Annotated in this window: 21 protein-coding genes; 15 read left to right on the top strand and 6 right to left on the bottom strand. The window is 73.6% G+C overall.

Annotated elements, in window-relative coordinates; genetic code table 11:
- Positions 1 to 732: 732 nt before the first annotated feature.
- On the top strand, positions 733 to 2,394 hold the full coding sequence (locus ACWCHM_RS04090; protein WP_454221540.1) for an alkaline phosphatase D family protein: 1,662 nt from the start codon (positions 733 to 735) through the stop codon (positions 2,392 to 2,394).
- Positions 2,395 to 2,450: 56 nt separating this feature from the next.
- Here ACWCHM_RS04090 and ACWCHM_RS04085 read toward each other — a convergent pair whose 3' ends face one another.
- Entirely contained in the window at positions 2,451 to 2,855 is a 405-nt protein-coding gene (locus tag ACWCHM_RS04085; protein ID WP_168222548.1) for a YjbQ family protein, read from the bottom strand.
- A gap of 251 nt (positions 2,856 to 3,106) precedes the next feature.
- Between ACWCHM_RS04085 and aceE the strand changes: the two genes are divergently transcribed.
- Positions 3,107 to 5,845: a pyruvate dehydrogenase (acetyl-transferring), homodimeric type gene (gene aceE, locus ACWCHM_RS04080; RefSeq protein WP_204959439.1), complete on the top strand. Its 2,739-nt coding sequence runs from the start codon at positions 3,107 to 3,109 to the stop codon at positions 5,843 to 5,845.
- 64 nt (positions 5,846 to 5,909) lie between these two features.
- On the opposite strand, the gene ACWCHM_RS04075 is transcribed toward aceE, so the two are convergent.
- Complete coding sequence (locus ACWCHM_RS04075; RefSeq protein WP_204959440.1) at positions 5,910 to 6,356, bottom strand: SRPBCC family protein; 447 nt, start codon at positions 6,354 to 6,356, stop codon at positions 5,910 to 5,912.
- Positions 6,357 to 6,539: 183 nt separating this feature from the next.
- Between ACWCHM_RS04075 and ACWCHM_RS04070 the strand changes: the two genes are divergently transcribed.
- From ACWCHM_RS04070 to gltX, 3 genes are all read left to right on the top strand, one after another.
- On the top strand, positions 6,540 to 7,865 hold the full coding sequence (locus ACWCHM_RS04070) for a GH1 family beta-glucosidase (protein ID WP_454221539.1): 1,326 nt from the start codon (positions 6,540 to 6,542) through the stop codon (positions 7,863 to 7,865).
- Complete coding sequence (locus tag ACWCHM_RS04065) at positions 7,862 to 9,139, top strand: MFS transporter (protein ID WP_454221538.1); 1,278 nt, start codon at positions 7,862 to 7,864, stop codon at positions 9,137 to 9,139. Before ACWCHM_RS04070 ends, ACWCHM_RS04065 begins: the two co-directional genes overlap by 4 nt.
- 151 nt (positions 9,140 to 9,290) lie before the next feature.
- Positions 9,291 to 10,700, top strand: coding sequence for a glutamate--tRNA ligase (gene gltX / locus ACWCHM_RS04060; protein ID WP_454221537.1), 1,410 nt, complete (start codon positions 9,291 to 9,293; stop codon positions 10,698 to 10,700).
- A gap of 59 nt (positions 10,701 to 10,759) precedes the next feature.
- Here the strand turns inward: gltX and ACWCHM_RS04055 are convergent, their stop codons facing one another.
- A complete protein-coding gene (locus tag ACWCHM_RS04055) occupies positions 10,760 to 11,368 on the bottom strand; it encodes a copper resistance CopC family protein (RefSeq protein ID WP_454221536.1) in 609 nt (202 codons plus the stop codon).
- Positions 11,369 to 11,591: 223 nt separating this feature from the next.
- On the opposite strand from ACWCHM_RS04055, the gene ACWCHM_RS04050 reads away from it, so the two are divergent.
- A complete protein-coding gene (locus tag ACWCHM_RS04050) occupies positions 11,592 to 12,257 on the top strand; it encodes a hypothetical protein (RefSeq protein ID WP_204959444.1) in 666 nt (221 codons plus the stop codon).
- 125 nt (positions 12,258 to 12,382) lie between these two features.
- On the opposite strand, the gene ACWCHM_RS04045 is transcribed toward ACWCHM_RS04050, so the two are convergent.
- The 3 genes from ACWCHM_RS04045 to ACWCHM_RS04035 all read right to left on the bottom strand — a co-directional run bounded on the left by ACWCHM_RS04045 (position 12,383) and on the right by ACWCHM_RS04035 (position 14,378).
- On the bottom strand, positions 12,383 to 13,345 hold the full coding sequence (locus ACWCHM_RS04045) for an NADP-dependent oxidoreductase (protein ID WP_204959445.1): 963 nt from the start codon (positions 13,343 to 13,345) through the stop codon (positions 12,383 to 12,385).
- Positions 13,346 to 13,380: 35 nt separating this feature from the next.
- Positions 13,381 to 13,734: a hypothetical protein gene (locus tag ACWCHM_RS04040; RefSeq protein ID WP_204959446.1), complete on the bottom strand. Its 354-nt coding sequence runs from the start codon at positions 13,732 to 13,734 to the stop codon at positions 13,381 to 13,383.
- A gap of 104 nt (positions 13,735 to 13,838) precedes the next feature.
- Positions 13,839 to 14,378: a hypothetical protein gene (locus tag ACWCHM_RS04035; protein ID WP_204959447.1), complete on the bottom strand. Its 540-nt coding sequence runs from the start codon at positions 14,376 to 14,378 to the stop codon at positions 13,839 to 13,841.
- Between the two features lie 188 nt (positions 14,379 to 14,566).
- On the opposite strand from ACWCHM_RS04035, the gene ACWCHM_RS04030 reads away from it, so the two are divergent.
- The 9 genes from ACWCHM_RS04030 to ACWCHM_RS03990 all read left to right on the top strand — a co-directional run bounded on the left by ACWCHM_RS04030 (position 14,567) and on the right by ACWCHM_RS03990 (position 24,521).
- Complete coding sequence (locus tag ACWCHM_RS04030; RefSeq protein WP_454221535.1) at positions 14,567 to 15,751, top strand: sensor histidine kinase; 1,185 nt, start codon at positions 14,567 to 14,569, stop codon at positions 15,749 to 15,751.
- Complete coding sequence (locus ACWCHM_RS04025) at positions 15,748 to 16,413, top strand: response regulator (RefSeq protein WP_204959449.1); 666 nt, start codon at positions 15,748 to 15,750, stop codon at positions 16,411 to 16,413. Before ACWCHM_RS04030 ends, ACWCHM_RS04025 begins: the two co-directional genes overlap by 4 nt.
- Positions 16,414 to 16,545: 132 nt before the next feature.
- Positions 16,546 to 17,625, top strand: coding sequence for a cellulose binding domain-containing protein (locus ACWCHM_RS04020; RefSeq protein ID WP_454221534.1), 1,080 nt, complete (start codon positions 16,546 to 16,548; stop codon positions 17,623 to 17,625).
- 123 nt (positions 17,626 to 17,748) lie between these two features.
- Positions 17,749 to 18,939, top strand: coding sequence for a PucR family transcriptional regulator (locus ACWCHM_RS04015; RefSeq protein ID WP_204959660.1), 1,191 nt, complete (start codon positions 17,749 to 17,751; stop codon positions 18,937 to 18,939).
- A 135-nt stretch (positions 18,940 to 19,074) separates the two neighbouring features.
- Positions 19,075 to 20,244, top strand: coding sequence for an acyltransferase domain-containing protein (locus tag ACWCHM_RS04010; protein WP_454221533.1), 1,170 nt, complete (start codon positions 19,075 to 19,077; stop codon positions 20,242 to 20,244).
- The gene (locus ACWCHM_RS04005; RefSeq protein WP_145921163.1) at positions 20,241 to 21,185 is read left to right on the top strand and encodes a beta-ketoacyl-ACP synthase III; all 945 of its coding nucleotides are present in this window, start codon (positions 20,241 to 20,243) and stop codon (positions 21,183 to 21,185) included. Before ACWCHM_RS04010 ends, ACWCHM_RS04005 begins: the two co-directional genes overlap by 4 nt.
- 77 nt (positions 21,186 to 21,262) lie before the next feature.
- The gene (locus ACWCHM_RS04000) at positions 21,263 to 21,502 is read left to right on the top strand and encodes an acyl carrier protein (protein ID WP_067313076.1); all 240 of its coding nucleotides are present in this window, start codon (positions 21,263 to 21,265) and stop codon (positions 21,500 to 21,502) included.
- Between the two features lies 1 nt (position 21,503).
- Positions 21,504 to 22,730 (top strand): beta-ketoacyl-ACP synthase II, encoded by a 1,227-nt coding sequence (gene fabF, locus ACWCHM_RS03995; RefSeq protein WP_204959452.1) that lies wholly within the window; start codon positions 21,504 to 21,506, stop codon positions 22,728 to 22,730.
- Between the two features lie 222 nt (positions 22,731 to 22,952).
- On the top strand, positions 22,953 to 24,521 hold the full coding sequence (locus ACWCHM_RS03990; RefSeq protein WP_454221532.1) for an amidohydrolase family protein: 1,569 nt from the start codon (positions 22,953 to 22,955) through the stop codon (positions 24,519 to 24,521).
- Positions 24,522 to 24,600: the final 79 nt, after the last annotated feature.

The following is a 24,600-nucleotide window of genomic DNA, read 5'->3' as shown; positions in this document are numbered from 1 at the left end:
CGCCGTCGGGGTCTCCGGTCGTCGGCTGGTCGTCGGCGTCCGGGTCACCGGTCGCCGCCGCGAGATCCCCGCCGGTCCCGGCGTCGCCGCCGGGGAAGTCGCCGGCGGCCTGGGCGGCGCGTAGGCAGTAGAACGCGCCGGAGCGGTAGTGCAGCAGGGCGGGGTCGGTGGGGCGCAGCGCGGCGGCCACCGCCGCGTTGGCCTCGTGCCCGGCCGAGCCGATCGTGTAGAAGCCCTCGTCAAAGCTGCGCAGCCACCGCGCGGCCAGGTCGAGCTGGCGGCTGGTCACCTGCGCGTCGAACAGGGCGAGCACCTGTCGCCCGGTCAGCGCGGCACCGGGCCGGACGGGTTGCCCGGGGTCACGCCGCCGCTCGGGCTCGGGCAACGCGCCCAGGGTCTCCCGGAACCGGTCGTCGAGATCTTGCGGGGTGGTCACGCGATCAGCATTACCGACGGAGGCCACGGTCGCCCAGTCAGACACGACCCGACCGGGCCACGACGCCGGGCCGCACCCCGCTGTGGACGGTCCCCGTGGGGCACCGTCCCGCCCCGTTTCCGCAGTGTGGACAGCCTGCCCGCTGGTCGGGCGACGGGCCGGCGCGGCGGGCACCCGGTCCGCCGGACGCTGTTCGGCTGCCGGAGACGGTGCCGGTCTCCGATCGTCACCTGACGGCCACCGTGGGTCGCGACGCTGCCGGGGTCAGGAACGCACCGGACCCTGGGGAGGCTCCCATGGCACTGTCCCGACGTACCGTCCTGCTCTCCGGCGCGGCGCTCGGCGCGGTCGGCGCGACCGGCGGCCGGTCCACGCCCGCCGACGCCGCCGACGGCCGTCCCGCCCGGCCGGCGGTGCCGGCCCGGCACCGGCCGCTGGTCTGGCCGTTCACCCTCGGGGTGGCCTCCGGTGACCCCGACCACCAGGGGGTGGTGCTGTGGACCCGGCTGGCGCCGCAGCCGTTGGCCGAGGACGGCCTGGGCGGCATGCCCGGCCGGACGGTCGAGGTGCAGTGGGAGGTCGCCGCCGACGCACTGTTCCGGCACGTCGTCCAGCGGGGTACCCAGACCGCCCGGCCCGAGGCGGCGCACAGCGTGCACGTCGAGCTGACCGGGCTGCTGCCGGGACGGGAGTACTTCTACCGGTTCCGGGCCGAGGGGCACCTCTCCCCCACCGCGCGCACCCGGACCGCGCCCGACCCGGCGTCCCTGCCCACCGCGCTGGCGATGGGTTTCGTCTCCTGCTCCCACTACGAGCAGGGGTACTTCACCGCGTACCGGCGGCTGGCCGAGAGCGCGCCGGAGCTGATCCTGCACCTCGGCGACTACCAGTACGAGTACGCCCGGGAGTACGGCCCCGAACGACCGCGCGGGCACGAGGGGCCGGAGACCCGGACGCTGGCCAACTACCGGCAGCGGCACGCCCAGTACAAGACCGATCCGGATCTGCAGGCGGCGCACGCGGTGGCCCCCTGGGCGGTGGTCTTCGACGACCATGAGGTGGAGAACAACTGGGCCGGCGCGGTGCCGGAGGAGCCGGACCCGGACTTCCTGGCCCGGCGGGCCGCCGCCTTCCAGGCGTACCACGAGAACATGCCGTTGCGGCGGTCCTCGGTGCCGCGCGGTCCGGACATCGCGCTGTACCGGCGGTTGCGCTGGGGTCGGCTGGCCACCTTCCACCTGCTCGACACCCGGCAGTACCGGGACGACCAGGCGTGCGGGGACGGCTACCGGGACTGCCCGGCGGCGGCCGACCCGGGTCGCACCATCACCGGGACGGCGCAGGAGCAGTGGCTGCTGGACGGGTTCCGCCGCTCCGACACCCGCTGGGACCTGCTCGCCCAGCAGGTGTTCTTCGCCGCCCGGGACCGTGACCCCGGGCCGACCCGGCTGACCAGCATGGACGCCTGGGACGGCTACCTGGCCTCCCGGGACCGGATCACCAGGGGCTGGGTAGCCGCCGGGGTCCGCAACCCGGTGGTGCTCACCGGCGACGTGCACGCGCACTGGGCGGCCGACCTGAAGCTGGACTACCTCGACCCGGCGGCGCGGACGGTCGGCACCGAGCTGGTCTGTTCCTCGGTCACCTCGGGCGGGGACGGTTTCGACTCGGCCAGCGGCTCGCACCCGTGGCTGCGGACCAACCCGCACCTGCGGTTCCAGAACGACCTGCGCGGTTTCGTCCGGACCACGATCACCCCCGCGCAGCTCAGTGCGGACTTCATGGTGCTGCCGTACGTGAGCCGGGCGGGTGCGCCGGCGTACCCCCGGGCGTCGTTCGTGGTCGAGGACCGGGTGCCCGGCCTGCACCAGACGTACGACCGGCCGCCGTCCACCGCCCGCGTCCGGCCGGTGGACCGGGACCGCTACACGGTCGAGACGGAGACCGGGCTGCGCTGATCGCGGCCGGTCGGGGCCCTGGGGGCCGGCCGGGCGTCGGCCGGGGCCGGGGCGGGTCAGCCGGGGAGGAAGGAGAAGCGGACCTGGCGCGACGGGTTGTCGCCGTTGGGGTCGACCAGGCAGACCGACTGCCAGGTGCCGAGTTGGAGCCGGCCGCCGAGCACCGGCAGCGTCGCGTACGGCGGGACGAAGGCGGGCAGCACGTGGTCGCGGCCGTGGCCGGGCGAGCCGTGCCGGTGCCGCCAACGGTCGTCGGTGGGCAGCAGGTCGTCCAGGGCCCGCAGCAGGTCGTCGTCGGAGCCGGCGCCGGTCTCGATGATCGCCACCCCGGCGGTGGCGTGCGGCACGAAGACGTGCAGCAGGCCGTCGCCCTGCCCGGCGACGAACCGTTCGGCCTCGGCCGTGATGTCGGCGACGGTGGGACGGGAACCGGTCCGGACGGTGATCACCTCACTGCGCATAGGGCGGATTCTGCCGCATGCGTCGCACTGCCGCCGCCGCCCGGGGGCGCTGCCGCCGCCGTCCGGGGGCGCTATCGCCGCCCGCCCGGGGGCGCTGGCGGTCCCCGGCGACGGCGCGGCCGTCCACGCAAAGTTACCGACGGGTACCTGTGTTCAGCGTCGCGTCTGAGGGAGCTACAGGTGACGCCGGGTGCCACCAGAGGGCAGGATGGCGCTAGAGACCTATCCCACACACAACCGAGGGAACGCCTGTGGCTACGGAACGCAAGCGCCCGGTGATCACCGCTGGTCTGCCGAGCCAGCTTCCGGACATCGACCCTGAAGAGACCGGCGAATGGGTCGAGTCGCTCGACGGTGTCATCGACGAGCGCGGAACCAAGCGCGCCCGGTACGTCATGCTGAGCCTGCTGGAGCGGGCCCGCGAGCGGCAGGTCGGGGTTCCGTCCCTGACCACCACCGACTACATCAACACGATCGCCCCGGAGCAGGAACCCTGGTTCCCGGGTGACGAGCACATCGAGCGACGGATCCGGGCGTACGTCAGGTGGAACGCGGCGATGCTGGTGCACCGGGCGCAGCGGCCGGAGATCGGCGTCGGCGGGCACATCTCCACCTTCGCCAGCTCCGCCTCCCTCTACGAGGTGGGCTTCAACCACTTCTTCCGGGGCAAGAACCACCCGGGCGGCGGGGACCACATCTTCTACCAGGGCCACGCCTCCCCCGGCATGTACGGGCGGGCGTTCCTGGAGGGCCGGCTCTCGGAGGACCAGCTCGACGGGTTCCGGCAGGAGCTGTCGCACCCGGGCGGCGGGCTGCCGTCGTACCCGCACCCGCGGCTGATGCCGGACTTCTGGGAGTTCCCCACGGTGTCCATGGGCCTGGGCCCGCTGAACGCGATCTACCAGGCCCGGTTCAACCGCTACCTGCACCACCGGGGCATCAAGGACACCTCCCAGCAGCACGTCTGGGCGTTCCTCGGCGACGGCGAGATGGACGAGGTGGAGTCGCTCGGCGCGATCGGCGTCGCCGCCCGCGAGGAGCTGGACAACCTCACCTTCGTGATCAACTGCAACCTCCAGCGGCTGGACGGCCCGGTCCGGGGCAACGGCAAGGTGATGCAGGAGCTGGAGGCGTTCTTCCGGGGCGCCGGCTGGAACGTGATCAAGGTGGTCTGGGGCCGGGAGTGGGACCCGCTGCTCGCCGCGGACACCGACGGCGCGCTGGTCAACCTGATGAACACCACCCCCGACGGCGACTACCAGACCTACAAGGCGGAGTCCGGGGCGTACGTGCGGGAGCACTTCTTCGGCCGCGACCAGCGGACCCGCAGGATGGTCGAGCACCTGTCCGACGACGAGATCTGGAACCTCAAGCGGGGCGGGCACGACTACCGCAAGCTCTACGCGGCCTACAAGGCGGCCACCGAGCACACCGGGCAGCCGACCGTCATCCTGGCCAAGACCATCAAGGGCTGGACGCTGGGCTCGCACTTCGAGGGCCGTAACGCCACGCACCAGATGAAGAAGCTGACGCTTGACGACCTCAAGCTGTTCCGCGACCGCCTCTATCTGGACATCCCGGACAAGGTGCTGGAGGAGAACCCGTACCTGCCGCCGTACTACACCCCTGGTGAGTCCTCCGACGAGCTGGCCTACCTGCGGGAGCGGCGCGAGCAGCTCGGCGGTTTCCTGCCGTCGCGGCGGACCAGCCACAAGAAGCTGGCGATCCCGGGGCCGGAGCGGTTCGCCGACGTCAAGCGCGGTTCGGGCAAGCAGAAGGTGGCCACCACGATGGCCTTCGTCCGCCTGCTCAAGGACATCATGAAGGACAAGGAGTTCGGCAAGCGCTGGGTGCCGATCATCCCGGACGAGGCGCGCACCTTCGGCCTCGACTCGATCTTCCCGACCGCGAAGATCTACTCGCCGCACGGCCAGCGGTACACCTCGGTCGACCGGGACCTGTTCCTGTCCTACAAGGAGTCGACCACCGGGCAGATCCTGCACGAGGGGATCAACGAGGCCGGCTCGGTCGCCTCGTTCACCGCCGCCGGCACCGCGTACGCCACCCACGACGAGCCGATGATCCCGATGTACATCTTCTATTCGATGTTCGGGTTCCAGCGCACCGGTGACGGCTTCTGGGCGGCGGCCGACCAGATGGCCCGGGGCTTCGTCCTCGGCGCGACGGCCGGGCGGACCACGCTCAACGGTGAGGGTCTCCAGCACGAGGACGGCCACTCGCTGCTGCTGGCCGCCACCAACCCGGCGGTGGTCGCCTACGACGCGGCGTTCGCCTTCGAGCTGGCCCACATCGTCGAGAACGGCCTGCACCGGATGTACGGCGAGGAGCAGGAGAACATCTTCTACTACCTCACCATCTACAACGAGCCCATCCACCAGCCGGTGGAGCCGGCCGACGTGGACGTCGACGGGCTGCTCAAGGGCATCTACCGCTACGCGCCGGCCCCGCAGGTCGACGGCCCGAAGGCGAACATCCTGGCCTCCGGCACCGGCATGCAGTGGGCGCTCAAGGCGCAGCAGCTGCTCGCCCAGGACTGGGGGGTGGCCGCCGACGTCTGGTCGGTGACCTCCTGGACGGAGCTGCGCCGGGACGCGGTGCTCTGCGAGGAGCACAACCTGCTCAACCCGGGCGCGGAGCAGCGGGTGCCGTACATCGCGCAGAAGCTGGCCGACGCCGACGGGCCGAAGGTCGCGGTCAGCGACTGGATGCGCGCGGTACCGGACCTGATCGCCCGTTGGGTACCTGGCGACTACACCTCGCTCGGCACCGACGGCTTCGGCATGTCGGACACCCGGCACGCGCTGCGGCGGCACTTCCACGTCGACGCCGAGTCGGTGGCGGTGGCGACGCTGCGGCAGCTCGCCCTGCGCGGCACGGTCCCGGCCGGTGTCCCGGCCGAGGCCGCCAAGAAGTACGCGATCGACGACGTCAACGCCGCCCCGGTCGGCGAGACCGGCGGGGACAGCTAGTCCCCGAGGTACGACGCAGGGCCCGGCGCGGTGCGCCGGGCCCTTCCGCGTTGCCGGGTCGGGGTCAGCCGACGGCGGCCAGGTCGGTGAGCCGGGCCAGCGACTCCTCCAGGTCGGCACCGACCCGGCGCAGCCCGAGGCGCAGCAGGGCACCCTTGACCGGGCCGGCCGGCCAGCGCACCACGATCAGCCGGACGATCGTGCCGCCCTCCTCCTCGTCGGCGGTGAGCTGCACGTAGATCTCGGTACGCGCCTCGGCGCGGGCCCCGGCCCCCCGGGCGCGTTCCCGCCAGCCGATCAGGGTGGGTTCCTGGTAGGCGATCACCTCGGCCTCGTGCGCCGAGCCGCGCCCGGCCTGGACGAGTTGTCGGCGACCGAAGCCCTCCCCCGAAAGGACCTCGGCGGCCCGGACCCCGGCCAGCCAGGCGGGCAACTGCTCGGCCCGCTGGACGACTTCCCATACCGCTTCCACCGGCGCCATCACGTGCGCACTGCGTTCGACGAGGATCATTCTGTTCTTCCCCCACTGAGGACATCCGCGATATTCCGCACTCTATGCGCTAAATCGGACTTACTGGGACGTGTTCGGAAAAAGACACGCCGACAGCCCTTGCGCCCGCATTGCCTCGCACCTATGGCGCTCGCGGACTTCGCGCCCTAGAGTGCGAACACGTTTCGCGTTCTGGGAGGGTGGATGACGACCGCACCGATCCCCGGTTTCCCCGCCGGTTTCCGTTGGGGGGTGTCCACCTCGGCGTACCAGATCGAGGGGGGTGCCGACGCCGACGGCCGGGGACCGTCCATCTGGGACACCTTCGCGCACACCCCCGGCCGGATCATCGACGGCAGCACCGGCGACGTGGCCTGCGACCACTACCACCGGCACCGGGAGGACGTCGCGCTGCTGGCCGGGCTCGGGGTCTCGGCGTACCGGTTCTCGATCGCCTGGCCCCGGGTACGCCCCGGCGGCACCGGCCCGGTCAACGCCGCCGGCCTGGACTTCTACGACCGGCTCGTGGACGACCTGCTGGCCGCCGGCATCGACCCGGTCGCCACCCTGTTCCACTGGGACCTGCCACAGCCCCTCCAGGACGCCGGCGGCTGGCTCAACCGGGACACCGCCGCCCACTTCGCCGAGTACGCCGACGTGACCGCCGCCCGCCTCGGCGACCGGGTGAAGCTCTGGATCACCCTCAACGAACCGTTCATCCACCTGAGCCTCGGCCACGGCACCGGCGAACACGCCCCCGGCCAGACCCTGCTCTTCGACTCCTTCCCCGCCGCCCACCACCAACTGCTCGGGCACGGACTGGCCGTCGCCGCGCTGCGCGCGCACAGCACCGCGCCGGTGGCCATCGCCAACAACTACTCGCCTGTCATCCGCCACGGCGACACCGACGCCGACCGGGCCGCCGCGGCGGCGTACGACGCCCTGCACAACCACCTGTTCACCGACCCGCTGCTGGGCCGGGGCTACCCCGACGGTTTCGACCCGGGCGTGGTCCGCGACGGCGACCTCACGGTGATCGCCGCGCCGCTGGACGTGCTCGGCGTCAACTACTACAACCCGACCGGGGTACGCGCCCCCGAGGAGGGCTCCCCGCTGCCGTTCGAGCTGGTCCCGCTGGAGGGCTACCCGCTGACCGCGTTCGACTGGCCGGTGGTCCCGGACGGGCTGCGTACCCTGCTCGTCGGCCTGCGCGACAGGTACGGCGACGCGCTGCCGCCGATCCAGGTCACCGAGGGCGGCTGCGCCTACGACGACGTCCCGGACGCCGACGGTCTGGTGCCCGACCCGGACCGGATCGCCTACCTCGACGGGCACCTGCGCGCCGTGCGGGCCGCCATCGACGAGGGCGTCGACGTGACCGGGTACTTCGTCTGGTCGCTGCTGGACAACTGGGAGTGGGCGGAGGGCTTCACCAAGCGCTTCGGCCTGGTGCACGTCGACTTCGCCACCGGAACCCGCACGCCCAAGTCCTCGTACGCCTGGTACCGGGCCCAGGTCGGCCGGGGGTGACCACCGTCGACCCGACGCCGGCCTCGCTGCCGGCGGCGCTCGCCGACCCGGTCGTCCCGGTCCGGCGGAGCTGGATCGCGTTGATCTTCGCGGCCAACCTCGGGGTGTGGATGGCCTTCTTCACCCCCATCCAGGTGCTGCTGCCCCAACAGGTGGAACGGATCTCGCCGGACCACAAGGAGGCGATGCTGGCCGTCGTCACCGGGCTGGGCGCGCTCGCGGCGGTGCTGGCCAACCCGCTCGCCGGGGCGCTGTCGGACCGCACCTGCCTGCGCATCGGCGGGCGGGAGTTCGGCCGCCGGCACGTCTGGACGGCCGGCGGCGCGGTGCTCGGCGCGTTGGCGCTGGTGCTGCTGGCCCGGCAGCAGACCATCGCCGGGGTCGCGCTGGGCTGGGTCGCCGCCCAGGTCTGCTTCAACGCGATGCTGGCCAGCCTCACCGCCGGCATCCCCGACCGGGTGCCGGTGGTGCAGCGCGGCGGGGTCTCCGGCTGGGTGGGCATCCCGCAGGCGCTCGGCCTGGTGCTCGGCGCGGTACTGGTCACCGCCCTGGTCAGCGGCACCGTGCCCGGCTACACCGCGATGGCGTTGGCGGTGCTGCTGCTGTCGTTGCCGTTCGCCCTCCTCACCCCCGACGACCCGCTGCCCCGGCAGCACCGCCCGCCGCTGCGGCTACGCGCGCTGGTCGCCTCGATGTGGATCGACCCGCGCCGGCACCCGGACTTCGCCTGGGCCTGGATCACCCGGTTCCTGGTGCAGATCGGCAACGCCCTGGGCACCCTCTACCTGCTGTACTTCCTCACCGACGGGGTGCGCTACCCCGACCCCGAGGGCGGGCTGCTGGTGCTGATCCTGCTCTACACCCTCGGCATGATGCTCACCGCCGTGGTCGCCGGGATGCTGTCCGACCGGTCCGGCCGGCGCAAGGTCTACGTGATCGTGTCCGGGGTGGTGATGGCGGTGGCCGCGCTGCTGCTGGCGGTCGCGCCGACCTGGCCGATGGCGCTGGTCGCGGCCGTGCTGCTCGGTGCCGGCTACGGCGTCTACCTGTCGGTCGACGCGGCGCTGATCACCGAGGTGCTGCCGCGCGCCACCGACCGGGCCAAGGACCTCGGGGTGATCAACATCGCGAACTCGGCACCCCAGGTGCTCGGCCCGGCGCTCTCCGCCCCGATCGTGGTCCACCTGGGCGGCTACCCGACGCTGTACGCGGTGACCGCCGTGGTGACCCTGCTCGGCAGCGCCCTGGTCCTCAAGATCCGGGGAGTGCGCTGACCCCCGGCGGCGACCCGGCCGGGCGGGTCGGGCCGCCGCCGTCGTCGTCGCCGTCGCCGTCGCCGTCGCCGTCCAAGGGTCGACAACGCCCGGCGGCGGCGTCCCGGCCCCCTGGCGAAACCCGGTCGCGGCCGGCCGTAGGCTGGACGGCGTGACGGTACGTGTGCGCTTCGCCCCCTCCCCGACCGGTATGTTCCACGTCGGCGGCGCCCGCTCGGCGCTGCAGAACTGGATCTTCGCCAAGCAGCAGGGTGGGGTGTTCGTGCTGCGCGTCGAGGACACCGACGCCGCCCGCAACAAGCCCGAGTGGACCGAGGGCATCCTGTCCGCGCTGGAGTGGATCGGCATCGCCCGCGACACCTACGAGGGCCCCTACTTCCAGTCGGCGTACGCCGGTGAGCACCGGGCCGCCGCCGGGCGGCTGCACGACGCCGGCCGGGCCTACTACTGCGACTGCACCCGGGAGGCGGTGCAGGCCCGTACCGGCTCGCAGTACCAGGGCTACGACGGCTTCTGCCGGGACCGGGGCCTGCCCCCGGGCGAGGGTCGGGCGCTGCGCTTCCGTACCCCCGACGAGGGCACGACCGTGGTGGTCGACCTGATCCGGGGCGAGCCGACGTTCGAGAACAAGCTGATCGAGGACTTCGTCATCGCCCGGGGCGACGGCTCCCCGGTGTTCCTGCTCGCCAACGTCGTGGACGACATGACGATGGGCATCACCCACGTGATCCGGGCCGAGGAGCACCTGCCGAACACCCCGAAGCAGCAACTCCTCTGGGACGCGCTCGGGGTGAAGCCGCCGATCTGGGCGCACGTGCCGGTGGTGGTCAACGAGAAGCGGCAGAAGCTCTCCAAGCGCCGCGACAAGGTGGCCCTGGAGGCGTACCGGGACGAGGGTTACCTCGCCGCCGCGATGCGCAACTACCTGATGCTGCTCGGCTGGGCGCCCTCGGGCGACCGGGAGATCGTGCCCTGGTCGGTGATCGAGGAGGAGTTCCGGTTGGCCGAGGTCAACCCCTCCCCCGCCTTCTTCGACGAGAAGAAGCTGCGCGCGTTCAACGGCGAGTACATCCGCGCGCTGCCGGTCGACGAGTTCGTGGCCGCCTGCCGGCCGTGGCTGACCGGCACCGGCACCATCGCGCCGCCACCGTGGCAGCCGGAGGAGTTCGACGCCGACGCGTTCGCCGCGGTGGCGCCGCTGGCGCAGACCCGGATCGCGGTGCTCAGCGAGATCGTGCCCAACGTCGACTTCCTCTTCCTCGCCGACCCGCTGATCGACGAGGCGGCCTGGGCCAAGGCGATGAAGGAGGGGGCGGCCGAGCTGCTCGACGCGGCCGTCGCCGGCTACACGGCACTGGAGTCCTGGGACGCGGAGTCGCTGAAGTCGACGCTGGAGGCGGTCGGCGCGGAACGCGGTCTCAAGCTGGGCAAGGCGCAGGCCCCGGTCCGGGTGGCGGTCACCGGCCGTACCGTCGGGCTGCCGCTGTTCGAGTCGCTTGAGGTGCTCGGTCGGGAACGCACCCTGGCCCGGCTGCGCGCCGCCCGGCTCCGCCTGGTCTAGCCGCCACGACACCGACGCGGGGCCCACCGGTGACCGGTGGGCCCCGCGTCGGTGTCCGGTCAGGTCCGGCTGGCCCGGCGGCGGCGCAGGAACAGCCCGGCGGCGAGCGCGGCGAGCAGCACCAGGCCACCGGCCGCCCAGAGCCAGCCCCGGCCGGCGTCGTCGGTGCCGGCGGCGGCGACCGGGGTGGTCGACGGGGAGGCGGGTGCCGTGCTGCTCGGCGTCGGTGACGGGGTGGGGCTGGCCGACGGGGTGACCGACGGCGACGGGGGCGCGGCGGCAGTGCCGGTGGTGAGGGTGAACCGCACCTCCCCCTTGACCGGGTGCCCGTCACTGGAAGGCAATTGATAGTCGACGATATAGAGACCGGCCGCGCCCGGGGCGAACGGCACCCTGACCCGGCTGCCGGAGAAGGTCGGCTCGCCACCGGCGGCCGGGACGTTGTCCGGCCCGGTCACTGTGATCTTCGTCCTGCCCGGATCGAGTTTGGCCAGGAAACGCAGCTCGACGGCGGCCGGCGCGGCGGCGACCTTGGCCCCGTTGGCCGGATTGCTCCCGGTCAGCGAGTTGTGTGCCAGCGCCGGCGACGCCGGCAACAACGCCACGCCGAGCGCCACGCCGACCAGCACTGGCACCGCCCGCACCAGCCGTGGGACCCTGCCCCCCATGAAGTCCTCCGCAAAGGTACGATCCGCCCGCTGATCACGCGGCTGAGCATTGGTCGTTCCAGGATCGCAGATAGTTCCACATATTGTTCCCAGAGCTGCATCCGAGCGATGTTCCAGGAAGTCTGTGCGGTGTGGCCGGCGCTGCCCGGTCACGCGCCGATGCCGACCGACCCGCGCGTGACCCGCAGCACAGCCATCCATCGAACGGGGCGAGGAGGCGGCGATGGTCGACAGGGTGAGGCGGCTGCTGGCAGCGGTCGCCGTGGGCGTGGCGGCGGTGGTGCTGCTCGGCACCGGGCCGGCCGCGCAGGCGGCCGGAGCACAGCGGGCGGCGCCGAAGACGCCACCCGCCGGAGTGGACATCACCGGGGTCGGGCTGACCGAACCGCTGCGTCTGCGCACCGACACCGCCCCGACCCACGTGGTCGCGGTCATCGACCAGGTCAGCTGGTTCGGCCGCACCGGTGAGGCCAAGGGGCCCAAGGCCGCCGACCTCGGTCCGAAGTACACCATCGTGGTGCTCGCCGGGGACACCCCCAAGCAGACGTTCGACCTCTATCCGCTGGCCAAGGGCGGTCCGCGGGCCTTCCGACCGGCCAAGCAGCCCGACCAGCACAAGACCACCGCCGGCTGGTTCCTCGGCCGGCTCACCATGTCCGAGACGCTGCGCGCCGCCGGGGTGCCGCTGGAGCGGCAGTTCGACACGGTCAGCGGCGGCGTGGGTGGCGGCGAGCGGGCCCTTGCCGACGACGCCCTCAACCCGGGCCGGGACATCGACGACGCGATCGCCGAACTCCAGCGGTTGCTGCTGCTCAACGTGGGCGTGATGCTGGTGATCACGCTCGGCCTGGCGGGCATCGCCCTGCTGGTCCGCCGCCGCACCCGCTGACCACCGGCCGGCCGGCGACCACCGGCCGACCACGAGCACGGGCCGGCCGACCGCCACCGGGCCCGGCGAGGCCACCGGGCCCGACAGCCTCGCCGGCCCGCCGGGTGCACCGCGCCCGGTGCCGGTCAGGTCGGCCGGTCGGCCGCCGTACCCGCCGCCGACCACACCGCCAGCACCACCTTGCCCCGGACGTGCCCGGCCTCGACCAGCCGGTGCGCGTCCGCGGCCTGCGCCAGCGGGAGCACCCGTTCGATGTGGACGGTGAGCCGGCCCGCGTCGACGAGCGCGGCCAGCAGCCCCAGGTCCGCCGAGGACGGCTGCACGAACAGGTAGCTGCCGCCGAGCCGGGTGACGTGTTCCGGATCGGCGACGGAGACCAGCCGGGCCGGGCTGGACAGCAGCACCGCGGACGCGTCCAGCGCCGCACCGCCGAACAGGTCGAGCACCACGTCCACCCCGTCGGGCGCGAGCGTGCGGATCCGGTCGGCCAGGCCGTCGCCGTGGGCGACCGGTTCGGCGCCCAACGACCTGACGAAGTCGTGGTTGGCCGGGCCCGCCGTGCCGATCACCCGGGTCGCCCCCAGCGCCCGCGCCACCTGCACCGCGAGATGCCCCACCCCGCCCGACGCGCCGTGCACCAGCACGGTGTCCCCCGCGCCGGTGCCGGCCCGCCGCAACGCCTGGTAGGCGGTCAGCCCGGCCAGCGGCAGGCCGGCCGCCTCGGCCCAGGACGCCCGCGCCGGCCTGATCGCCAGGCAGCGTTGCGGGGCGGGGACCAGTTCGGCGTAGGTGCCGTACTGGAGGTGGTCGCGGCGGACGTACCCGATCACCTCGTCGCCGACGGCGAACCCGGTGACCGCCGGACCGGCCGCCACCACCACGCCCGCCGCGTCCCAGCCGGGGACCAGGGGGAAGTGCGCGGGGATCGCCCCGGCGAGCTGCCCGGCGCGGACCTTCGCGTCGACCGGGTTCACCCCGGCGGCGCGGACCCGCACCAGCACCGTGTCCGGCCCCACCGGGGGGTCGGGCAGTTCCCGTGGGGTCAGCCGGTCGGCCGTACCCCACCCGTCGATCGCGATCGCCTGCACGTCACCACGCTAACGGCCGACGGGCCGTCGGGTGATCAGCACCAGCGGTGTGGCGGGCGTTGGACCCGCTGCCGACGCCGGCCGGGGCGGACCGGGCCGTGCCGGTGCGCGCCGGCCCACCCGGCCAGGTCGCTGCGGCAGGCTCCGGCCGAGGTGTCCGGTTGACCGGTCGGGCCGGGCTCCGCCGCCGGTCGGCACGCCGCGCCGTCGACGGTCTCGGTGCCGCGCTGGCGGGGCAGGATCAGCTCGTCGTCGACCCGCTCGGCCGCCCGGCAGACCTGCTCCGTGACCATCCGGCGGTGCGGTCGGCCCGCCGGCGGCTGGTCGGGGTGGCCCGGTCGGCAGGGCTCGCCCTGGGCGCAGCCGTGGTCGGCCTCGCCGTGCGCCATCCAGGTCTCCTCACACTCGCGTCGCCCGCCGGGACGACACCCCGGCGCGGCAGTGCCACCGTACTGGCCGGCACCGACGCGCCGTGCAGCGCGTACCCCCGGTGTCAGGACCTCGGGCGACGCGGGAAGATCGTCTCCCAGACCGGGAACGCGACCAGCCAGATCAGCAGTCCGACGGTGAGGTTGCGGATCCAGCCGGCCAACTCCCGGGTGCGTTCGGCGTCCCCGACGACGACGATCGCGGCGGCCAGCAGGGCGCAGGCGACCGCCCAGCCGAGCAGCGCCTTACCCCACTCCCGCCACTCGTGGCGGGCCCGCGCCCAGCCGTACCTGGGTGGTTTCACCGGCGGCGGGCCGCCCGCGAAACGGTGCGCGAAGCGCTGGTCGGCCCAGCGGACCAGGGAGTGCCCGAACGCCACCGAGAACCCGAGGTAGACGGCGGCCAGCCCGTGGGTGGCGTCCGCGGTCGCCCCCCGGCGCAGGTCCACCGCCGCCGCGCCCAGCAGCACCAGGTCAACCAGGGGTACGCAGACCAGCAGCGCCGCCCCCAGCCGGGGCCGGCGCAGCGGGTACCTGGCGACCAGCCCGGCCACGAGCAGCACCCAGAACCCGATCTCACACCCGACGATGACCGCCAGCAGCATGTCCACCTCCCCGTCCCGGTCCAGCGTGCCGGGGCGGGGAGGTGGTCACCTCACCGGCGGGGACGAGTTGCGGGTCCCTCCTTCGGCGGAGCGGCGGCCCGGCGTACCCCCTTCGGCGGACGGCCGACCGGGCGGCCTCCTCCGCAGGTGGGAGGGGTGCCGACCCGGGATGTGGTGGGATCGGGACCATGCGGATGCCGGGCTGGGTCGGCTCCGGCCGGCCGGGACGCGACCTGGCGCTGGCCGGGGTGTCCCTGGTCGGCGGCCTGGCGGCCTACGGCGTCGGCCTGCAACCCCAGTTCCCCTGGGCGCCGGACGTGCCACGGGTGTCCTTCCTGCTGCCGCTGCTGGCGGTGAGCGTGGCGGTCGGGCTGCGGCGGGTCGCCACCCGGACCGGCCTGGCGGTGGGCACGGTGGCGGTGCTCGCCGACGCCGCGCTCGGCGTGTCGGTGGGCGTCACGGTGATCTTCACCCAGGTGTTGTACGACACGTGCGTGTACGGCCCGCCTCGGTGGTGGCGCTGGCTGCTGCGGGTCACCGTCGGGCTCAGCGTCGGCGGCGTGGTGCTGGGCCTGCTCTGCTGGGGCTGGCGGGGTGCCGCCGTCGGGATGCCGTTCGCGCTGCTCGGGGTGTTGCCGGTGGTCACCGGGGTCAGCGTGCGGCAGTACCGGGACCAGGCGGCGACCGAGCGGGCCCGCGCCGAGCAGACCGCCCGGCTGGTCGAGCTGGACCGGCGGCAGGCGGTGCTGGCCGAACGGGCCCGGATGGCGCGGGAGTTGCACGACGTGGTGGCGAACCAGCTCAGCGCGGTGGCCCTGCACGCCACCGCCGTACTCGCCGCCCCCGGGCTGGATAGGCCCCGCATCGACGCGGCGCTGCGGGTGATCCGGGACAGCAGCGTGCAGGGCATGGCCGAGATGCGGCAACTCGTCGGGCTGCTGCGGGAGCCGTCCGTGGACCCGGTCCAGGAGGCCACCCGGGTCCGGCTGGACGAGTTGGACCGGCTGCTGGCCCGGATGGCCGACGCCGGCCTGCGGGTCCGCTCGACGGTGCGGGGGCGGCCCCGGGCGCTGCCGGTCGGGGTCGACCTGGCGGCGTACCGGATCGTGCAGGAGTCGTTGACCAACGCGTTGCGCCACGGCACGGGTACGGCGGAGCTGACCGTGGCGTACCTGTCGACGGAGGTGACGGTGACGGTGGAGAATCCGGTCCGGTCCGACGGGCCCGGCAGCGGCGCGGGGTTGCCAACCGGGGGTGCGGGCCTGATCGGGATGCGGGAGCGGGCCGCCCTGCTCGACGGCGAGTTCACCGCCGGTCCCCGGGACGGCTGCTGGCGGGTGCGGGCGACGCTGCCGGCCGGGGAGCAGCCGTGACCGCCCCGGTCCGGGTCGTGCTGGCCGACGACCAGGCGGCGGTCCGGGCCGGTCTGGTGCTGATCCTGGCCGGCGCGCCGGAGATCGAGGTGGTGGGCGAGGCGGCCGACGGGGAGGCGGCGGTGCGGCTCTGCCGGGAGCTGCGTCCCGACGTGGCGGTGCTGGACATCCGGATGCCCCGGCTGGACGGGGTGTCGGCGACCCGGGAGATCGTCGCCGCCGGCACCGCCGAGGTGCTGGTACTGACCACCTTCGACCTGGACGAGTACGTCTTCGGCGCGCTGCGTGCCGGGGCGGCCGGTTTCCTGCTCAAGGACACCGATGCGGCCGGTCTGGTGGCGGCGGTCCGGACGGTGGCCCGGGGCGAGGGGGTGATCGCCCCGACGGTGACCCGGCGGCTGATCGCGGCGTTCGCGGCGACCGCGCCGGGCGTCGACGCGGCGGACCGCGCCGCCGTGGCCGGGCTGACCCCCCGGGAGCGTGACGTGCTGGCCTGCCTGGGCATCGGCCTGTCCAACCGGGAGATCGCCGACCGGCTGGCGGTGGCGGAGAGCACCGCGAAGACCCACGTGAGCCGGGTGCTGGCGAAGTTGGCGCTGCGCAGTCGGGTGCAGGCGGCGATCCTGGCGCAGGAGCTGGGGCTGCCCGCGCCACCACCATAACATAGATCTATGTCTATATTGACGGCGACCACCGGATGGTCGTAGGGTGCGGACGGCACCATGGGCTTCCCGGCCGGCGGCCGGCCCGACGCCGCCCCGGCAGGAGCTCCGACGGGGATCGGAGGAATCATCATGATCGCTTCCAGGCGGTCCGTCCTGACGGCCGGCGGCATCCTCGCCGCCACCACCGTCGCCGCCCTCGGCATGACCACGGTCGCCGGTGGCGCACCCGCCACGGCCACCCCGGCCGGCGGCTGCACCGCCACGGTCCGGGTCGACTCGCGCTGGGGCAGCGGCGCCAGCGGCGGCCAGATCGTCACCTTCACCGTCGCCAACACCGCGTCGGCGACCGCCACCCGGTGGACGGTCACCTGGCCGCTCACCGACGGCCAACGGATCGTGTCGTCCTGGAACACCTCGGTCAGCGCGACGGGCGGCACCGCGACCGCGACCAACGCGCCGTACAACGGGGTGCTGACACCTGGCGCGTCGACCACCTTCGGCGTCCAGCTCGCCGGCCCCACCACCGCACCCACCCCGAGCTGCACCAACGACGCCGTCCCGCCGACCACCGCCAGCCCGCCGGCCGGGGCCGACGTCACCGTCCGCGAGGCCGACAACCAGCGCACCGTCACCCTGTACGTCGGGCAGACGCTGGGCGTGACCCTGGCGGCCGACTACCTGCCGGTCAGCACCACCGGGAACGCGCTGACCCCGGTGTCGACCAGTGGCGGCTTCCCGACCGGGCAGCCGCTCGTGGCGACGCTGCGGGCCGTGTCCCCGGGCACCGCCGAGCTGACCACCCGCACCGACCACGCCTGCCAGCACACCACCCCACCGTGCACCCTGCCGACCGTGCTGTGGGCGCTGCACGTCGCGGTCATCGCGCTGCCACCGACCGACGCCGGGCAGACCGTCGTCGTCTCCGCTCCCGACAACCAGCGTGACCTCACGCTGCGCGTCGGTGACACGCTCGTGGTGAGCCTGCCCAGCAACTACCTGCCCCCGACGCTCACCCCCGCCGGGGTCGTCGTGCCCGGCGAGGTGACCGGCGGCTACCCGAGCGGCCAACCGCTGATCGCCCGCTACGTGGCGACCGCACCCGGCCAGGTCGACGTCTCCACCATCACCGACAACCTCTGCCGGCACGCGCCGACCCCCTGCCCGTCCCCGCAGGTGCGCTGGGTGGTGCACGTCACCGTCACCAGCTGACCGCCCCACCGCCGACCTGCGCCTCGACGCCCGGCGGCCCGTCACCCGGCGGGCCGCCCCGGAGCCGACGTCGAGTCCCTGCTCAGGGCATGTCACGCTGGAGCGGTGAACGAGCCGGACGGGATGGAACTGACGGCCACCCTGCGCCGGATCGAGCGGGCGGCGGGGGCGCTGGCCACGGCCAGCGTGGTGCGGATGGACGAGAGCCTGCCCTGGTTCCGCGAGCTGCCGGCCGAGCAGCGTTCCTGGGTGATGCTGGTGGCGCAGGCCGGCGCCCGGTCGCTGGTCGAGTGGCTGGGTTCCGGCGGCGGCACCACCGACAGCACCCAGGAGGTCTCCGACGAGGTCTTCGCCACCGCGCCGCTGGCCCTGGCCCGCTCGATCAGCCTCCAGCAGACGGTCGCGCTGATCAAGGTGACCATCGACGTGGTCGAGGAACAGGTGTCGCACCTGGCCGCGCCCGGCGAGGAGCAGCAGTTGCGCGAGGCGGTGCTGCGGTTCTCCCGGGAGATCGCCTTCGCCGCCGCCCGGGTGTACGCCCGCGCCGCCGAGTCCCGGGGCTCCTGGGACGCCCGGTTGCAGGCGCTGCTGGTCGACGCCCTGCTGCGCGGGGACTCCCCCGACGTGCTGGCCAGCCGGGCCGCCGCACTGGGCTGGGCGGACGCCCCACCGGTGGCGGTGGCGGTGGGCCGGTCCCCCGGCGGGGAGGTGTCCGCCGTGCTGCACACCGTCTACCGGTACGCCCGCCGGATCGGGGTGGAGGTGATCGGCGGCGTGCACGGCGACCGGCTGGTCATCGTGCTCGGTGGCGCGGCCGACCCGATGGCCGCCACCGAGAAGCTGCTCCCCGGATTCGGCGACGGCCCGGTAGTGGTCGGTCCCGCCGTACCCAGTCTGGACGAGGCGACGGACTCGGCGCGGGCCGCGCTGGCCGGCTACCGGGCGGCGCCGGCCTGGCCCACCGCGCCCCGGCCGGTGCCGGCGGCCGACCTGCTGCCCGAGCGGGCCCTCGCCGGTGACGCCGAGGCCCGCCGCCGGCTGCGCCACGACGTGTACGCCGCCCTGGTGCGTGCCGGCGGGGAACTGCTGGAGACGTTGGACGCCTTCTTCGCCGCCGGCGGGACGTTGGAGAGCGCGGCCCGTGCCCTTTTCGTCCATCCCAACACGGTGCGTTACCGACTGCGCCGGATCGCCGAGGTCACCGGGTTCTCCCCACTGACCCCCCGGGACGCGTTCGCACTCCAGGTGGCGCTGACGGTCGGCCGGCTGGACCCGATCGTCCCGGCGGGCGCACCCGGTCCGAACCAGAAATGACACCGGGTGACCGGTGAGCAGGGCCGTCAGGTGACGATCTCTGCCGATTTTTGTAGGAACCCTCCAAGAGTTCTAGTGCGGTTTGGTGTCAGCCCGCACAGCGCTTACCCCGGAGTATCGGGAAGAGTCATAGACGTGCTCGCCGTCCTCTCTCCCGGCCAGGGTTCCCAGAAGCCCGGCTTCCTGACGCCCTGGCTCGCCCTGCGTGGCGTCGAGTCACGGCTGCGCTGGTGGTCGGTGTCGGCCGGGGTCGACCTGGTCCACCTCGGCACCGAGGCCGACGCCGACGAGATCGTGGACACCGCCCGCACCCAGCCGCTGCTGGTGGCCTCGGCGTTGGTCGCGGCCGAGCAGCTCCCCCTGCACGACGTGAACCTGGTCGCCGGGCACAGCGTCGGCGAGCTGGCCGCCGCCGCGCTGGCCGGGGTGTTCTCCGCCGAGACCGCGGTCACCCTCGCCGGGGTGCGCGGCCGGGAGATGGCCGCCGCCTGCGCCCTGGCCCCGACCGGGATGGCCGCCGTGCTCGGCGGCGACCCCGACGAGGTGCTCGCCGCCCTGGCCACCCACGGCCTGCATCCGGCCAACCGCAACGGCGGCGGGCAGGTGGTCGCCGCCGGCACGCTCGACGCCCTGGACAAGCTCGCCGCCGAACCCCCGGCCAGGGCCCGGATCGTCCGGCTCAAGGTCGCCGGGGCGTTCCACACCCCGTACATGGGCCCCGCCGAGCAGGCGCTGGCCGCCGTCGCCGCCGGGATCACCCCGTCGAGCCCGGCCCGGCTCCTGCTCTCCGACCTCGACGGCACTCCCGTCGCGCACGGCCGGGAGCTGGTGCACCGGCTGGTCCGGCAGGTCACCGCGCCGGTGCGCTGGGACCTGTGCATGCGGACGCTGGCCGACCTGGGGGTCACCGGCGTGCTCGAACTGCCCCCGGCCGGCACCCTCGCCGGGCTGGTCAAGCGGGAGCTCAAGGCCACCGGGGTGCCCGAGATCGTCACCCTGAACACCCCCGCCGACCTGCCCGCCGCCCGGGACCTGATCGCCCGGCACAGCGGCCCGCCCGGTCACCGCCCGACCCCCCGCGCCCGGGTGGTCGTCGCCCCCGCCGTCGGCACCTTCGCACCGGCCGAGGGACTCGCCGAGGGCACCGGGCTGAGCGCCGGCCAGGTGCTCGGCCAGGTGACCACCCGGCAGGGGCCGGTCGAGGTCACCGCCCACGACAGCGGCCCGCTCACCGAGTGGCTCGCCCACCCCGCCGACCCGGTCGCGCCGGGCCAACCCATCGCCCGCATCGGAGGCCAGGCATGAGCGGCAGTCGGATCGTCGCCCTCGGGCACTACCAGCCCTCCCGGGTGGTGACCAACAACGACATCGCCCAGTTCGTCGACACCAACGACGAGTGGATCAGGGACCGGGTCGGCATCGTCAGCCGGCGCATCGCCGACGGCGAGACGGTCGCCGACATGGCCACCGCCGCCGCCGACAAGGCGCTGGCCAACTCGGGCCTCACCGCCGCCGACATCGACCTGGTCGTCGTCGCCACCTGCACCTCGATCGACCGCAGCCCGAACGTGGCCTGCCGGGTCGCCGCCAAGCTGGGCATCACCGCCCCCGGCGCGTTCGACCTGAACACCGCCTGCTCCGGCTTCGCGTACGCGCTGGGCACCGTCGACCACGCGATCCGCGCCGGCGCGTCCCGCAACGCGCTGGTCATCGGGGCCGAGAAGCTCTCCGACTTCACCGACTGGACCGACCGTTCGACCTGCATCATCTTCGCCGACGGCGCGGGCGCGGCGGTGGTCACCGCCACCACCGGCGACGAGCCGAGCGGGATCGGTCCGGTGGTGTGGGGCTCCGCGCCGGACAAGAGCGACGCGGTACGCATCGAGGGCTGGCGGCCGTACATCGCGCAGGAGGGGCAGTCGGTGTTCCGCTGGGCCACCACCGCGCTGGCCCCGCTGGCGCTCCAGGCGTGCGAGAAGGCCGGCGTCGACCCGTCCGAGCTGGCCGCGTTCGTGCCGCACCAGGCCAACTCGCGGATCATCGACGGCATCGCCAAGCGGCTGAACATCCCGCAGGCGATCATCGCCAAGGACATCGTCGAGTCCGGCAACACCTCGGCGGCGAGCGTGCCGCTGGCCCTGTCCAAGCTGGTCGAGCGGCGGGAGGTGCCCTCGGGCGCGCCGGTGCTGCTGTTCGGCTTCGGCGGCGGGCTGACCTACGCCGGTCAGGTCGTCCGCTGCCCCTGAAGACCCGACGCGGTCGGCGACCGCGGCGCGCCGCCATCCGGCGGAGAACAAAACCCCGATGAGAGGAACCCACCGTAATGACCCGTGACGAGATCACCTCCGGCCTCGCCGAGATCCTCGAAGAGGTCGCCGGGGTGAACCCGGACGACGTGGCCGAGGGGAAGTCCTTCACCGACGACCTCGACGTCGACTCCCTCTCCATGGTGGAGGTCGTGGTCGCCGCCGAGGAGAAGTTCGGCGTCAAGATCCCGGACAACGAGGTGCAGAACCTGAAGACCGTCGGGGACGCCGTCAGCTTCATCGAGGCGCAGTCCTGAGATGAGTCGCGTCGACGTCGTCGTCACCGGGCTCGGCGCGACCACCCCGCTGGGCGGGGACGTCGCGTCGACCTGGGACGCCATGCTCGCCGGCCGCTCCGGGGTGAGTTCGCTCACCCAGGAGTGGGCCGGCCAGCTCCCGGTCCGGATCGCCGCCCAGCTGGCGGTGGAGCCGACCGAGGTGCTGGACCGGGTGAAGCTGCGCCGGCTGGACCGTTCGGAGGCGATCGCGCTGATCGCGGCGCAGCAGGCCTGGGCAGACTCCGGGCTCGCCGACTCGGGGCTGGACCCGGAACGGTTGGGTGCCAGCGTGGGCTCGGGCATCGGCGGTGCCCTGACCCTGCTCGCGCAGGACGACATCCTGGAGGCGTCCGGCCCGCGCCGGGTCTCCCCGCACACCATCCCGATGCTGATGCCCAACGGTCCCGCCGCCTGGGTGGGGTTGGAGCTGGGCGCACAGGCCGGGGTGCACTCCGTGGCGAGCGCCTGCGCGACGGGTGCGGAGGCGATCGCGCTCGGCCTGGACATGATCCGCTCCGGCCGGGCCGACGTGGTGGTGGCCGGCGGCACCGAGGCGGTCATCCACCCGCTGCCGATCGCCGGGTTCAGCTCCATGCGGGCCATGTCGACCCGCAACGACGAACCGGAGCAGGCCTCCCGCCCGTGGGACAAGGGCCGCGACGGCTTCGTCCTCGGCGAGGGCTCCGGGATCCTGGTGCTGGAGCGGGCCGATCACGCCGCCGCCCGGGGCGCGCACGTCTACGCCCGGCTCGCCGGTGCGGGCATCACCTCCGACGGGTACGACATCGTCCAGCCGCACCCCGAGGGGGCCGGGGCGATCCGGGCCATCGCCAAGGCGATCGCCGACGCCGACGTGGCGAAGGCCGACATCGTGCACGTCAACGCGCACGCCACCTCGACCCCGGTGGGCGACCTCGCCGAGATCAAGGCGCTGCACCGGGCGCTCGGTGACCACCCGGTGCTGACCGCCACCAAGTCGATGACCGGGCACCTGCTCGGCGCGGCCGGTGCGTTGGAGTCGATCGCCACCATCCTGACCATCCGCGACGGTGTCATCCCGCCGACGATCAACCTGGACGATCCGGACGACGGTCTGGACATGGACGTGGCCGCGAACAAGGTCCGCCACCTGGACGTGCCCGCCGCGCTGAACAACTCGTTCGGCTTCGGCGGCCACAACGTCGCCCTGGTCTTCACCCGCCCCTGACGGCACCGGCGACCCACGGCCCGGCACCCTGCGGTGCCGGGCCGTCGGCCAGCCCGACCGCCTCGCCGGCCGGCACCGGCGGGGTGACGGTCGGCGAGCGGGGCCCGTCGGCGGGTAGCGGGCGACCGGCGATCTTCCCAGCATCCGGCCACGACCAGCGCGTTCACCGGATACTAGCCGGTCGGAAATTTCGCGGAAATCGCGTCTTCCTAGCTTGCCCGCATGCCTCACACCCCGGACACAGCTGCGACGCCGGAGAACGGCGACGACCACACAACGACACTCTTCGACGAATGCGGCAGGCCCGCTCCCGCGCCGCTGCTCGGCCGACGCGCCCTGCTCGCCGCCGCCGGGGCCGCCGCCGTGTCGCCACTGGCCCTCCCCACGCCGGCCCGCGCCACCTCCCCCGGGCCGCACCGGCCGGGCCGCGCCCCGGGCTGGCGTCCGGAGCGGGGCCACTACCTGATCAGGAACGCGGCGCTGGTCTCCGTCGACCCCGTGATCGGCAACCAGGCACGGGCCGACATCGAGGTGCTCGACGGACGGATCGTCCAGGTCGGCGCGGGCCTGCGGGCCCGGGGTGCCCAGGTCATCAACGCCGCGAAGATGATCGCGATGCCCGGCTTCGTGGAGACGCACTACCACATGTGGAGCGCGCTGGGCCGCAACTTCGTCTCCACCGGATTCGAGTACTTCGCGGCGAAATCGGCCACCGTCGCCGCCTACCAGCCTGACGACTTCTACCACAGCGTGCTGCTCGGTCTGGTCGAGTGTGCGAGCGCCGGCATCACCACCGTCAACAACTGGGCGCACAACGTACGCGGGCCGGAGTACGCCGACGCGGAGTTGCACGCGCACGCCGACGGCCTGGTCCGGGCGCGCTACTCGTACGGCCACCGGGACGGCCAGCCGGCCACCCAGCCGATCGACTTCGCCGACATCGACCGGGTCGCGTCCACCTGGTTCGGCAAGAAGTCACCGTTCGACGGGCTGGTGCACCTCGGGGTGAACCTGCGCGGGCCCGGCCAACTGCCCACCTTCCTGACCGAGATGGCCGAGGTCAGGAGGCGGAAGCTGCCGGTCTCGGTGCACTCCGGGCAGGGCCCGACGACGGCCGTGCACGCCGCCGACCTGGAGCGGATGGGCTTCCTCGGGCCGGACTTCCTGCTCTGCCACGCCCTGCCGTTCGACGAGGCGGACCGGCAGGCGATGGTCCGCACCCACGCCCCGGTCAGCTTCTCGGTCCACTCCGAACTGCGCCTCGGCACGGCCGGCGGTTTCCACGGGCAACTGCTGCGGATGCTGGCCGCCGGGATCACCGTCTCGTTGTCCTTCGACGCCAGCTCGCTCGCCCCGATCAACATGTTCGAGTCGATGAACGTCGCCTGGAACCTGGGCATCCCGTGGCTGGGCACGGACACTGAGACGCTGCCGCCCGTGGTGTTCCGGCAGGCGATCGAGATGGCCACCATCAACGGCGCGAAGGCGCTGGGTCTCGCCGACGTGACCGGCTCGATCACCCCCGGCAAGCGGGCCGACATCGTCCTGATCCGGGCGGACGACCTGAACATCGCCCCCATCGGGGACCTGGAGTCGACACTGGTCCGCTCGGCCACCCCCGCCAACATCGACACCGTGCTCATCGACGGCCGGATCGTGAAGCAGAACCGGACCATGATCAGCCACGACACCGCCAAGGTGGTCCGCAACGCGGCGGCGGCGGCACACGCCGTCCGCACCCGGGCCAGTGGCGTGCTCACGCCGACCAGCCCCACCCCGCCCACGTTCTGACCCGCCCCGCACCGGGTGTCCGGCCCGCCCCCTTCGCGGGCCGGACACCCGGTCCGACCGGTCCACCCCTCACGGCCCG

Source organism: Micromonospora sp. SCSIO 07396 (assembly GCF_053667945.1).
This window is presented reverse-complemented; position numbering and strand designations above follow the sequence as displayed.